Origin of the sequence: Tsukamurella sp. TY48, assembly GCF_019656655.1 — a bacterium.
GTDB lineage: Bacteria > Actinomycetota > Actinomycetes > Mycobacteriales > Mycobacteriaceae > Tsukamurella > Tsukamurella strandjordii.
On record NZ_BPMV01000001.1, the window covers coordinates 692,738 to 705,576 of the forward strand.

Below are 12,839 nucleotides of genomic sequence, written 5' to 3' on the forward strand. Positions count from 1 at the left end.
CCATCATGGCAATCAATCTGGAACTTCCCAAGAAGCTGAAGGCGTCGGCCGAGATGTCGCACCAGGGTGCGGCCGAGATCTTCCGCCCCATCTCGCGCAAGTACGACCTCGCCGAGCACGAGTACCCCAAGGAGCTCGACACCATCGCGGCGCTGTACGACGGGCTGGCCGACGCCGGCCAGGCACCGTCGGCGGCGAGCGGCGACCGCAAGAAGGGTGAGGGCGACGAGGCCCCCAAGCCCGAGCCCGAACTGCCGCTGGGCACCCGCAACGGCGGCACCATGGAATCGATCATCAACGCGATCGAGATGTGCTGGGGCGATGCGGGCCTCATGCTCGCCTTCCCGTACCAGGGCCTCGGTAACGCCGCGATCGCCGCGGTGGCCACCGACGAGCAGCTGGAGCGCTTCGGCAAGGTGTGGGCGTCGATGGCGATCACCGAGCCCTCCTTCGGCTCGGACTCGGCGGCCGTGACCGCCACCGCCACCCGCGACGGCGACGAGTGGGTCCTCAACGGCACCAAGATCTTCGTCACCTCGGGCTCGCGCGCCGACCACATCGTGGTGTGGGCGACCGTGGACAAGAGCGCGGGCCGCGCGGCGATCAAGTCCTTCGTGGTGCCGCGCGAGCACCCGGGCGTTACCGTGGCGCGCCTCGAGCACAAGCTGGGCATCCGTGCCTCCGATACCGCGGAGATCCGGTTCGAGGACTGCCGCATCCCCTTCGAGAACATCCTCGGCAGCCCCGAGGTGAACGTCGAGAAGGGTTTCGCGGGGGTCATGCAGACCTTCGACAACACCCGCCCCCTGGTGGCCGCCATGGCCATCGGTGTGGCGCGGGCGTCGCTCGAGGAACTGCGCACCGTCCTCGAGGACGCCGGCATCACCATCGATTACGACGCCCCGGTGAACACGGTCCCGCACGCGGCCGCCGAGTTCATCCGCCTGGAGTCCGATTGGGAGGCCGCCTACCAGCTGACGCTGAAGTCGGGCTGGATGGCCGATAACAAGATCCCCAACTCGAAGAACGCGTCGATGGCCAAGGCCAAGGCCGGCCGGGTGGGATCGGATGTCACCCTCAAGGCCGTGGAACTCGCGGGGGCGCTGGGCTACTCGGAGCGCACCCTGCTGGAGAAGTGGGCGCGCGATTCGAAGATCCTGGACATCTTCGAGGGCACCCAGCAGATCCAGCAGTTGATCATCGCCCGCCGCCACTTGGATCTGAACAGCTCGCAGCTGAAGTAGACCGGGGTGGAGGACCTACGGGGCGTCGCCGGATGGCGGCGCCCCGTTCGTCGTCGGTAGCGTGGCCGTCATGCGCACACGGAACTCGACCCGATGACGGTGCTCTGGTGGGCCCGGCGCGATCTGCGACTGCGCGACAATCCCGCGCTGTGCGCGGCGGCCGCGGACGGCCCGGTGGTCCCCCTGGTCGTGATCGACCCCGCCCTCTTCGGCGACGGTGCCCGCCCGCGCGACGCCTGGTACGCCGCCTCGGTCCTCGCACTCGACGCACAGCTGGACGGCGGCCTGCACCTGCGGACCGGCACCCCCGCCGACGCGGTCCTCGATGCCGCCCGGGAGGCCGGAGCCACCGCGGTGCACGTGAGCCGGGAGACCACCCCGTTCGGGCGGCGCCGGGATGCCGCCGTGCAGTCCCGGCTGGCCGAGCACGGCATCGACTGGGTGGAGACCGGATCGCCGTACGCGGTGACTCCGGGCCGGGTGACCAAGGCCGACGGCAGCCCCTACCGCGTCTTCGGCGCCTTCCAGCGCGCCTGGCACGAGCACCGGTGGCCGGCACCCGCACGGCCCGCGACGCCGCTGCGCTGGGGAGCGCCCGCCGGCGCCGCGGAGCCGGTTCGGCGATCGCTGCGAGAAGCGGTGGACGCCTGCACGGTTCCCCTCCCACCCGCGGGTGAGGACGCCGCGGCGCGAGCCTGGGACCGCTTCCGCGCGGACGACCTGCCGCGCTACGCCGACGACCGCGACCGCCCGGATCTGGACACCTCGTCGCGCCTGTCGCCCTATCTCAAGGTGGGAGCGGTACATCCGCGCACGCTACTCGCGGACCTGCGGGACACCGGCGGCGAGGGCGCCGCGAAGTTCGTCTCCGAGCTGTGCTGGCGCGAGTTCTACGCCGACGTCCTGCACCACCATCCGCGGTCGCTGCGCCACGATCTGACCGATGCCCTCGCCGGGCTGGAGTACGACGCCCCGGGTGACGACTTCGCCGCCTGGCAGCGGGGCGAGACCGGCTTCCCCCTGGTCGACGCCGGCATGCGACAGCTGCGCGCCGAGGGCTGGATGCACAACCGGGTGCGGATGGTGGTGGCGAGCTTCCTCGGCAAGGACCTGCACCACTGGTGGCCGCACGGCGCAGCGCATTTCCTCGATCTGCTGATCGACGGCGATCCGGCGTCGAACGCCCACGGCTGGCAGTGGGTGTCGGGCACCGGCACCGATGCCGCACCCTACTTCCGGGTGTTCAACCCCACCGCGCAGGCGGAGAAGTTCGATCCGCGCGGCGATTACGTGCGCCGCTACGTGCCGGAGCTGCGCCACCTGGACGGCTCCGCGGCGCTGCATCCGTGGAAACATCCGGACGGGTACGCGCACGGCTATCCCACCCGCATCGTCGACCATGCGCAGGAACGCGAGGAGACGCTGCTGCGGTACCGCAGGGCTCGCGGGAAGTAACGCGACGAAAGTCGTACGCCGCGGACGCACCGCCGCGACCTTCGGGGCATGCCCCGCGCTCGGGTCGCGCAGTACCGTGATCGGCATGGGTATGAGCGTCTCGACGCAGCGGCTGCAGCGGTGGTGGACCGCCCCCGCCCTGCGAGACGCGGGTTTCGTCGCGCTGTCCGCCGCGGTGGCCGTGGCCATCGCCGTGACGGAGTGGCGGACGCGGGGCTCGTTCGCGGGCGCGGTGTACCTCGTACTCGGGTTGGCGGGCTCGATCGCGCTGTGGTGGCGCCGTCGGTGGCCCCTGGAGGTCACCGTGCTCGGCGGCCTGCTGACGGTGGCGATCGGATTCTGCGCCGCCTCCCTGCTGGGCCTGTTCACACTCGCGGTCCGCAGGCGGGACCGGGTCCTGATCTTCGCGACGCTGTTCATCACGGCGTGCATCGGCCTTCCCCACCCGTGGACGAGTGCGTCCTGGGCACCGCGAGACCTGTTGGCCGGAGCGGCCTTCACCGTGGTCTTCGCGCTCTGGGGCTCCTACGTGGGCGCCCGCCGCGACCTGCTGGAATCGCTGCGCGAGCGCGCGATCCGGGCGGAGGAGGAACGTGAGCTGCGCGCCGCGCAGGCGCGGACGGCGGAGCGCTCGCGCATCGCGCGGGAGATGCACGACGTTCTGGCCCACAAGGTCTCGCTGATCGCACTGCAGGCGGGCGCGCTCGAGGTGAACGCGGGAGCCGCCGCGCCGAGGGTCGAGCTCGCCGCCGCCGAAATCCGCAGCACGGCGCACCAGACCCTCGAGGACCTGCGCGGCGTCCTGGGGGTGTTGCGCGGCTCGGAGAGCGAGCCCCTGGTCCCGCAGCCCGGAATCGACGATCTCCCGCGGCTCGTGGAGCAGTCCCGGGTGGCCGGCACCGAGATCGCGTTGGAGACCGAGCTCGACGGCGGGCAGGTGCCGGACGCCCTGGGCCGCACGGCCTATCGCATCGTCCAGGAGAGCCTGACGAACGTGCGCAAGCACGCCGGGCCGGCCGTGACCGTGGTCGCTGTCCGGTTGGTGCGGCGGGTGCTCTCCGTGGAGGTGACCAACGGCCCGTCCCTGGGCGGGGCCGCACATCCGCTCCCCGGTTCGGGCGCCGGCCTGATCGGCCTCTCGGAGCGGGTGCAACTCGCGGGCGGGTGGATGACCTCCTCCGGTACGCCCGACGGCGGCTGGCGGGTGTACGCCGAACTGCCCGTCCCGGAATCGGACTGATCGGCCTTCCCCGGCCGTGGCAGGATGAAGGCCGATCCTGTCAGGAGGCCGTGTGACCCGCATCGTGATCATCGACGACGACCCGCTCGTGCGTTCCGGCCTCCGGATGATCATCGAATCCGCGGAGGATCTGGAGATCGTGGGCGAGGGCGGCGACGGCGACGAGGCGGTCGGCCTGGTGCGCGCCCTGCACCCCGACGTGGTCCTGATGGACATCCGGATGCCCTCCACCGACGGGCTGACCGCAACAGCCGCGGTGCGCGCCGAGCCCTCTCCGCCGCAGGTCATCGTGCTCACCACCTTCGACCTCGACGACTACGTGATGCGCGCCCTGCAGGCCGGGGCCGCGGGCTTCATGCTCAAGGACACCCCACCCCGGCAGTTGCTCGACGGTGTCCGGGTGGTCGCCTCGGGCGAGGCGATGCTCTCCCCCAGCGTCACCCGCAAGCTGATCGACCGGTTCGCCGCCGATCCGCGGGAGGACCGCCGCAAGGCTGCCGTGGACCGCATCGCCGGGCTCACCGACCGGGAGCGTGAGGTCTTCCTCGGCGTGGCCGCCGGTTCGTCCAATGCGCAGATCGGCCGCGAGCTGTTCATGAGCGAGGCCACCGTCAAGACGCACGTCTCCCGCCTCCTGGACAAGCTCGACGCCGCGAACCGGGTGCAGCTCGCGATTCTCGCGCACGACGCCGGCCTCACGAACTGACGCACTCCCCACCTTCCGTCCCCCTCCGCGGCGGGCGCGGTACGACTTTCGTATGACCCCGGCTGCCGGGCGCCGCGACCTTCGTCTACTCCTCCGATAGCGCTCGTCCACAACCTCTTTCAGCGTGCCCATCCGCGCTTCGGAGCGGGCCACACTGGGAGCATGGCATCGTTTCTGTACAAGGTCGGCAGCTTCTGCTACCGCAAGTGGTGGATGGTCCTCTCGCTGTGGATCGTCGCGCTCGTGGGCATCGGGATCGCGGGATCATCACTGTCGGAACCCTTCAAGGACGATTTCAACCTGCCCGGCAGCCAGGCGGTGAAGGCGCAGGAGGTACTGCAGAAGAACTTCCCGCAGACCGCCGAGACACAAGCACCCACCGCCACCGTCGTCTTCCAGTCGAAGGACGGACAACGCCTCGATCAGGGGCACAACGCCACCGCGATCAACACGGTCGTGGCGAAGCTGCGCGAGGTACCCCAACTCCCCGAGGCCGAGCGCGCCGCGCTCACCAACCCCGCCGTAGGCGCGGCGGCCGCGGAGAACCTCAGCGGTGACGGCCGGGTCGCCCAGCTCCGCCTCACCTTCGACGGCGTCAAGACGGTCTCCCAGGAATCCAAGGACGCGGTCGCCGCGGCGAAGCAGGCGGGTGCCGACGCCGGGCTCACCGTGGAAACGGCGGGCGCGGCGAACGAGCATCCGGCCGAACCGCCCGCCGAAATGATCGGCATTGTCGTGGCGGTCATCGTCATGATCATCACCTTCGCGGCGCTGCTCGCGGCGCTCATGCCGCTCGTCTCCGCGCTGATCGGCATCGCGCTGTCGACCTCGGTGATCGCGATCGGTACGTCCTTCCTCACGCTGGGCACCTCGACCACCGGACTGTCGATGATGATCGGGCTCGCCGTCGGTATCGACTACTCACTGTTCGTGATCTCGCGATATCGGCAGGAGCTGCTGCGTACCGACGACCGGGCGCACGCCGCCGGCCTCGCGGTGGGGACGGCCGGCAGCGCCGTGGTCTTCGCCGGTGCGACGGTGATCATCGCGCTGTGCGGCCTGTCCATCACCGGCATGTCCTTCCTCAGCCAGATGGGGCTCGGCGCCGCGGTGACCGTCGCGCTGGCGGTGCTGGTGGCGCTCACGGTGCTGCCCGCGCTGCTCGGTGTGTTCAAGTCCGCGGTCTTCACACCGCGACTGCCCTTTCTGTGGACACCGGATCAGACCGAGCGCCGCCCGATGGGACAGCGCATCGGCGAGCTGCTCACCAAGCGTCCGCTCCCCTTCCTCATCGGCGCCGTCGCGGTACTCGCGGTGGCGGCGATCCCGATCGGCAAGATCGAGCTCGGCCTGGACGTGACCTCGCCCTCGGACAAGGCCGCCACGTCGATTCAGAGCGAGGCCTTCGGCGCGGGCAAGTCCTCCCCGCTCGTCGCGGTGATCGACGATGAGGGCAAGGGCGATCGGAAGGCCGCGGAGACGCGCTTCGCGGACGAGGTGCGCAAGCTCGACGGCCTCGGCCCGGGCGGGATCATCGGTCCCGTGCCGAACGCGACCGGCAACGCCTCCCAGTTCATCATCGTCCCGGCCTCCGGGCCGTCGACGAAGCAGACGGCGGACCTGCTCGCGGAGGTCCGCGATCACGCCGACGCCATCGGCACGGCCACCGGGACGTACGTCGGCATCGGTGGTGCGGCGGCGATCAACGCCGACTTCTCCGACGCACTGACCTCCAAGCTGCCCCTGTACCTCATCGTGGTGGTGGGACTGGCGATCATCCTGCTGATGATCGTCTTCCGGTCGGTGATCATCCCGGTGATCGCCTCGCTCGGCTTCCTGCTGTCGATCGCGGCGACCTTCGGTGTGACGGTCGGCTTCTTCCAGGAGGGCTGGCTCGGCTGGATCAGCCCCGAGGAGCGCGGCCCGATCCTGGTGTTCATGCCGATCTTCCTGATCGGCATCGTCTTCGGGCTCGCAATGGACTATCAGGTCTTCCTCGTCAGTCGGATGCGCGAGGAGCACCACCACGGCGCCGAAGCGCAGGAGGCGATCCGCATCGGCTACAGCTCGGGGGCCCGCGTGGTCACCGCAGCGGCGATCATCATGATCTCGGTGTTCGCCGGGTTCACCCTGTCCACGGAGACCTTCCTCAAGCTCATGGGCTTCTCCATGGCCGCGGCGATCGTCTTCGACGCCTTCCTGGTGCGGATGATCATCATGCCCACCACGATGTCGCTCCTGGGCGAGAAGGCCTGGTGGATGCCGCGCTGGCTGGACCGGATCCTGCCCCGGATCGATGTGGAGGGCGATGCGCTGCGCACCGCCGATGCCGATGCGCCCGTCGCGGAGCACGAGACCGAGGAGATCGCGGCGCCCGCACGCGTCGCCGCCGCTGCGCCCCCGGCACCGGCACCGGCACCGGCACCGGCACCGGCACCGGCACCACGCAAACCCGCTCCGGCGCTGCAGGGTTCCCGGAACCAGTCCGTTCTCGACGAGCTCCGCGCCAGCAATCGGGCATTGGTCGCCGAGCTCTCGGAGCTGCGCTCGGACTACCGCTCGATCGCCGCGCACACCCGACTGCAGGCGGGATCCGTCGTCGATCCGGTCCGCTTCGACTCGTCCGGCACCGCGGGCCCCGGGCCCCGCACGGGCACCCTGCACACCCCGCACGGGACCGTCGAGACGCCCGCGTTCGTCGCCCTCGCGCCACTCGCCGCCGCTCCCGGCATCGATCCGGCATCGATCGGATCCGCGGGCGCACAGGCGATCACGGTCGACGGGGTGCTCATCGACCGCACCACCGGCGCCGAACTGATCGACGAGGCGGGCGGATTGCACGGCTTCGCCCGGTGGGACGTCCCGCTGTTCGTGGACGTCTCCGGGGTCGCCGATCCCGCGGCCGCGCTCGCCGCGGCGCACCGGCTCGGCGGCGACATCGCCTTCGGGCCCGCGGGCGCCGCGATCGCCCGGCGCGCACTGGCGGAACACAATTGGCTCAGTTCGACGCGCAGCGCCGGTACCTCGCTGTGGCCCACGCTCGGCTCGGACGCCGACGCCTCTGCCGTTCGCGAGTTGCAGCAGCGGCACGACGAGGACCGCGCCTCCGGCGGTCTGGGATTCGGCGGATACCGCATCGTGGGTGCCGCCGGCACCGCTCCGGCGAGCCTGATCGACGAACTGGATTCCAGTCGGCCGCGATACCTCAGTGGTGCGCGCGGCCCCGCGGACCTGTTCGCCGCGGTCGACGCCGGAGTCGACCTGGTCGATTCCGCAGCACCGCTCGAACTCGCGCGGCACGGCATCGTCCTGACCACGACGGGCCCGCTGGCGGTGTCCGCACCGCAGCACCGCGGCGACACCCGCCCGCTCGATCCCGCCCCGGAGGCGTGGCCCGCGCCCGGCACGACTCCGATGCGCGCCTATCTGCACCACCTCTACCGGGTCGACCCGGTAGCCGCGACCGCTATCGCCGCTCGACACAACACCTGGTTCCTCACGAGCCTGGTCGCGCGGATGCGGGACGCCCTGATTGCGGGCCGCTACCCGGCGTTCCAGGAGGATTTCCTGGGCCGGTACGGCGCGGCAGCGCCGGGAACCCCGTCACCCCGGCGGATCCCCGCTCCGGCGGTCCCGGCGCGGACCGATGCGGATTCACACGCCTGAGGGAACCGTCCGGACGGCTGGTGCGTCCAATTGATGGACGTGGAGGGATGACGTCGCAGACGCTGCGTCGGGCTGCGCGCGCGGAGGGGAGGCCGCCGCGCAGTCCGGCGCACCGTCGTTCACCTGTTCGTGACCTACCGGAAGCTGTGACCGGCGACACGTTTTTACTGTGAGTCGCATCACTTTGCGCAGGTCATTGCATGTGCGAAGGTGTGCTGCGTTTCCTCGATCTGACCAGGACCTAAGGGGAATCACAGTCAATCGTGACCCGACCGTTACCTAACTGCGACCGGTTCGCAGCGGGGTGACGCCATCGCTCCGAGCGCCTACTGTCTCTCTCGACCCGCTCGACGGGACAAAACTGAATCCACGAACCCGCGTGTGAGTGGGCCCGCCGCCGAAGTGATCGAATCCCGGCGCCGGACCGCGGAGATCGGCGCACCACGTCGATCCGCAGGTTGACCGAGTCTTGTCAGCCCACTGCCGTGCCCGACAGAGAAGGCGCGGTCCATATCTTCCCCGACACCTCTGCCCCAATCGGGCTGTGTCTTGGCGTGCGCAAGGCGAAAGGAACCCCTTGAAGAACATCCGTAAGACCCTGGGCATGATGGCCGTCACCAGCGCGATCGTCGCCGCTCCCGTCGCTTTCGGCGCCGGTGCTGCGAACGCCGACAGCGTTGACTGGGACTCCATCGCTGCCTGCGAGTCCGGCGGCAACTGGTCGACCAACACCGGCAACGGTTACTACGGTGGCCTGCAGTTCAGCCCGTCGACGTGGCGCGCCAACGGCGGCTCCGGCCTGCCGCACAACGCCTCGCGTTCCGAGCAGATCCGCGTGGCCGAGAACGTGCTTCGTTCGCAGGGCATCGGCGCATGGCCGAGCTGCGGCCGTCGCGGCTAAGAGCTTCGCCCAACGCCTGTGGCGGCCGATTCCTCGTGAATCGGCCGCCACAGGCGTTTTCGTGACCTGACACAATCGTCGGCGTGCTCCGTTCCGGCGTTCTGATCCTGCTGACGAGCCTGTACTTCGCGCAGGGTCTCCCGTTCGGCTTCTTCACCCAGGCCGTCCCCGTGGTGCTGCGCGACGAGGGCTACTCCCTCACCGCGATCAGCATCACCTCGCTGCTGTACCTGCCGTGGGGCGTGAAGTTCCTCTGGGCACCCGCGGTCGACCGGCTGGGCACCCGCCGCCGCTGGCTGCTCGGCACCCAACTCGGGGCGGCCGGCACCGCCCTCCTACTGGCCACCGCCGACCTCTCCACATCGCTGCGGTGGCTGTTCGTGGCGATCGCCGTGATCAACCTCCTCTCGGCCACGCAGGACGTGGCGACCGACGGTCTGGCCGTACGGATGCTGGGCCCTCGCGAACGCGGCCTGGGCAATGCAATCCAGACCGGCGCGTACCGGGTCGGCATGATCGTGGGCGGCGGCGTGCTGCTGTGGGTCTACGCCGAGGCCGGGTGGCGCGTGCTGCTGCTGAGCCTGGGCGGCCTGATCCTGGTGTGCACCGTGCCCGTGGTGCTGCTGGTGCGCGACGATCCCGCGCCCGCAGCGGGGCCCGCGCCTGCGCGAGGAGCCCTCATCACCGCCTGGGTGGAGCGCCTGCGCCGTCCCGGGGTGATCGCCCTCATCGCACTTCTGGCGGCCTACAAGTTCGGCAATGCGATGGCCTCGTCGATCGCCGGGCCCTTCCTCAAGGACGCCGGGCTCACCCTCAAGGAGATCGCGCTCGTGAACGGCGGCCTCAGCTCCGCGGGCGCACTGCTGGGCTCGGCCGCGGGCGGCTGGCTGGCCTTCCGGTACGGCAGGCGCCCCGCGCTCGTCTTCGGCGGCGTCGCGCAGACCCTCGCGATCCTGTTGTACGTGGCCGCGGCGGTGGGGATCGGCGGGTACGGACTGGTGATCACCGCCTCGCTGGCCGAGCACATCCTGGGCGGCGCCGCGACGGTCGCGCTGTTCACCCTCATGATGGACGCCTGCGAGGAGGAGCACGCGGGTGCCGATTACACCCTGCTCGCGTGCGCCGTGGTGGGCGCGCAGGGCGTGGCGGGGTTCGCCGCCGGGGCGCTCGGCGATGCCTTCGGCTACCCGACGGTGTTCCTCGTGGCCACGGTGCTGTCCGGGCTCGGCTGCGCGGTGTTCGTGCGGGCCCTCGACCGCGGAGAGGGACCCACCTCGCTCACGACGTGGATCCCGCGGCCCACGCGCTGACGATCAGGCGGGGACGGTGGCCTTCTCGTCACCCGCGCGCCGATCCTCGGCATTGCGCTCGGCGAGCTCGGTGATCGAATCGGCGGACTCGAGGTTCGCGTCGCGGCGGTACTGCACGAAGGAGTACGCGAAGGCGGCGATCCAGCCCGCGACGATCAGGACGTAGACGATGCGCTGCACGCCCGGGTCGAGCGCGAGTCCGCTCTTGCCGATCAGGGTGCGGGCGTTCGTGAGGATGATGAGGCCGCCGACGGAGGCGCCCAGCAGGCGGGGCGGGAAGTGCCGCACGAGCCAGGCGGCGATCGGTGCGGCGATCACGCCACCGGCGAGAATCGCTCCGGCGTAAGCGAAGTTGACGCTCTCACTACCCAGGTTCGCCAGGAAGCCGAGGGAGGCCGCGAGCGCGATGAGGAACTCGCTGGTGTCGATGGTGCCGACCACCTTGCGCGGCTCCATCCGGCCCGATGCGAGGAGCGCGGGAGTGCCCACGGGCCCCCAGCCGCCGCCACCGGTGGCGTCGACGAAGCCGCCGAACAGCCCGAGCGGGGCGAGGAAGCGGGACTTGAGCGGGCGGCCCAGGTTCTTGGTGTCGATGCCGCGGAAGGTGAAGCGCAGCAGCACGTAGAGCCCCAGCAGCAACAGGATCACCGACATCAGCGGCTTGGCCACCTCCGTCGAGAGGTTGGACAGCACCGTGGCACCGGCGAAGGCGCCGACCGCGCCGGGAATACCGATGCGGCGGACCACCTTCCAGTCGACATTGCCGAACCGCCAGTGCGAGGCACCCGATACCGCGCTGGTGCCGATCTCGGCGAGATGGATCGTGGCGCTGATCGCCGCGGGCGACAGCGTGGTGAGGGCCACCAGGAAGGTGGTGGCGGTGACGCCGAAGGCCATTCCGAGGCTGCCGTCCACGAGCTGGCCGAGCAATCCCACGAAGGCGACGATGAGCAGGGTGGGCATGGGCTGGTCTCCTCGCGATGCGCGCCGGACGAGGGGACTCGTCCGTGTATGACAGGCCACTCTGCCGCGGGCGCGAACGGATCGGAACAGTCCGCCTCACCGTGAACGAAATCACCCTCCCACCTGGTGTTTAGCCTGCGCAATGACTCGGAGAGTTTCCCTCTGCGGACCCAGCTCCGCTGGTAGTGTCCGATTCGCCGTTTCCGCGGCTTTCGTCCCATCCCGGAAGGATGTCACCGTCATGCGCACTCGCGCCCTGATCGCACTCACCACCGCGACCCTCGCAGCCGGATCCCTCGCCGTCGCACCGGTGGCATCGGCGGAGGTCACCATCGTGGGAAGTGACACCACGCGCACCCTGTCGTGCAACAACGACGACCTCGTGGTCGCCGGCTCGGACAATGCGCTCGTTCTCACCTCGAATTGCAAGCGGGTCCGGATCAGCGGCAGCGACAACACCATCACCCTCCGGGACGCCGGCCGCCTCGAGATCGTGGGCTCCGGGAACGCCGTCACGCTGGGCGCCACCCCGGCCGTGGAGATCAGCGGCAGCGATAACTCCATCCGCTGCGCGTCCGGCGGCAAGGCGAAGGTCCGTACCGCCGGCGTCGGGAACGCGATCAGCTGCTGACGGGCTCCTGCGGGAGCTCCCGCACCACCCGGCACGGGTTGCCGACGGCGGCCACATGGTCGGGCAGATCACGGGTCACCACACTGCCCGCCCCGACCACCGTGTTGCGGCCGATGCGCACGCCGGGGCACACGATCACTCCCCCGCCGAACCACACGTTGTCGCCGATCACGATCGGCCGGGCGGTCTCCCAGCGGGCGCGGCGCGCGGCGTGGTCGTCGATCGGATGCAGCGCGGTGAGCAGCTGCGTGCGAGGCCCGATGGAGACGTCGTCGCCGATCGTGATCGGTGCACAGTCCATGAGGATCGCGTCGTAGTTCAGGAAGCTGTTGGCTCCGATGGTGATGTTCGTGCCGTAGTCGCATTGGAAGCGCGGCATGATCCACGATCCCTCGCCGATGCCGCCGAGAAGCTCGTGGAGGATCTGGCCGCGTTCGGCGTCGTCATCGGCGGACGTCGCATTGAACCGGTCCAGGAGGCGCCCACAGGCCTTCCGCATGGCCACGAGTTCCGGATCGCCGTCCCGGTAGAGCTCACCACCCAGCATCCGCTGCAGTTCGCTGGTCACCCGCCCGACGATACCCACGGCGCCCAGCATCCCGAGAAACGCGAAGACCCCCGGATTTCTCCGGGGGTCTTCGACCTAGTAGCGGGGACAGGATTTGAACCTGCGACCTCTGGGTTATGAGCCCAGCGAGCTACCGAGCTGCTCCACCCCGCGTT

10 protein-coding genes and 1 tRNA gene are annotated in these 12,839 nt (G+C 70.1%); 8 read left to right on the forward strand and 3 right to left on the reverse strand.

Annotation, left to right across the window (positions count from 1 at the left end):
* Positions 1 to 5 precede the first annotated feature (5 nt).
* The 7 genes from TTY48_RS03415 to TTY48_RS03445 all read left to right on the forward strand — a co-directional run bounded on the left by TTY48_RS03415 (position 6) and on the right by TTY48_RS03445 (position 10,522).
* Complete coding sequence (locus tag TTY48_RS03415; RefSeq protein WP_220656171.1) at positions 6 to 1,244, forward strand: acyl-CoA dehydrogenase family protein; 1,239 nt, start codon at positions 6 to 8, stop codon at positions 1,242 to 1,244.
* A 93-nt stretch (positions 1,245 to 1,337) separates the two neighbouring features.
* On the forward strand, positions 1,338 to 2,699 hold the full coding sequence (locus TTY48_RS03420) for a deoxyribodipyrimidine photo-lyase (RefSeq protein ID WP_220656172.1): 1,362 nt from the start codon (positions 1,338 to 1,340) through the stop codon (positions 2,697 to 2,699).
* An 85-nt stretch (positions 2,700 to 2,784) separates the two neighbouring features.
* On the forward strand, positions 2,785 to 3,939 hold the full coding sequence (locus TTY48_RS03425) for a sensor histidine kinase (protein WP_220656173.1): 1,155 nt from the start codon (positions 2,785 to 2,787) through the stop codon (positions 3,937 to 3,939).
* A gap of 52 nt (positions 3,940 to 3,991) precedes the next feature.
* Positions 3,992 to 4,645, forward strand: coding sequence for a response regulator transcription factor (locus TTY48_RS03430; protein ID WP_220656174.1), 654 nt, complete (start codon positions 3,992 to 3,994; stop codon positions 4,643 to 4,645).
* Positions 4,646 to 4,807: 162 nt separating this feature from the next.
* Complete coding sequence (locus TTY48_RS03435; protein ID WP_220656175.1) at positions 4,808 to 8,311, forward strand: tRNA-guanine transglycosylase; 3,504 nt, start codon at positions 4,808 to 4,810, stop codon at positions 8,309 to 8,311.
* A 577-nt stretch (positions 8,312 to 8,888) separates the two neighbouring features.
* Positions 8,889 to 9,212: a transglycosylase family protein gene (locus tag TTY48_RS03440; protein ID WP_220656176.1), complete on the forward strand. Its 324-nt coding sequence runs from the start codon at positions 8,889 to 8,891 to the stop codon at positions 9,210 to 9,212.
* Between the two features lie 74 nt (positions 9,213 to 9,286).
* A complete protein-coding gene (locus tag TTY48_RS03445) occupies positions 9,287 to 10,522 on the forward strand; it encodes an MFS transporter (RefSeq protein WP_220658428.1) in 1,236 nt (411 codons plus the stop codon).
* A gap of 3 nt (positions 10,523 to 10,525) precedes the next feature.
* Here TTY48_RS03445 and TTY48_RS03450 read toward each other — a convergent pair whose 3' ends face one another.
* The gene (locus tag TTY48_RS03450; RefSeq protein ID WP_220656177.1) at positions 10,526 to 11,485 is read right to left on the reverse strand and encodes a sulfite exporter TauE/SafE family protein; all 960 of its coding nucleotides are present in this window, start codon (positions 11,483 to 11,485) and stop codon (positions 10,526 to 10,528) included.
* Positions 11,486 to 11,726: 241 nt separating this feature from the next.
* Here TTY48_RS03450 and TTY48_RS03455 point away from each other — a divergent pair, with 241 nt between their 5' ends.
* Positions 11,727 to 12,116 (forward strand): DUF3060 domain-containing protein, encoded by a 390-nt coding sequence (locus TTY48_RS03455; protein ID WP_220656178.1) that lies wholly within the window; start codon positions 11,727 to 11,729, stop codon positions 12,114 to 12,116.
* On the opposite strand, the gene TTY48_RS03460 is transcribed toward TTY48_RS03455, so the two are convergent.
* Together TTY48_RS03460 and TTY48_RS03465 are read right to left on the reverse strand one after the other, a co-directional pair.
* Positions 12,106 to 12,663 (reverse strand): sugar O-acetyltransferase, encoded by a 558-nt coding sequence (locus TTY48_RS03460; protein ID WP_220658429.1) that lies wholly within the window; start codon positions 12,661 to 12,663, stop codon positions 12,106 to 12,108. The genes TTY48_RS03455 and TTY48_RS03460 overlap by 11 nt on opposite strands.
* Before the next feature lie 100 nt (positions 12,664 to 12,763).
* Positions 12,764 to 12,837 (reverse strand) — tRNA-Met (locus TTY48_RS03465).
* Positions 12,838 to 12,839 lie beyond the last annotated feature (2 nt).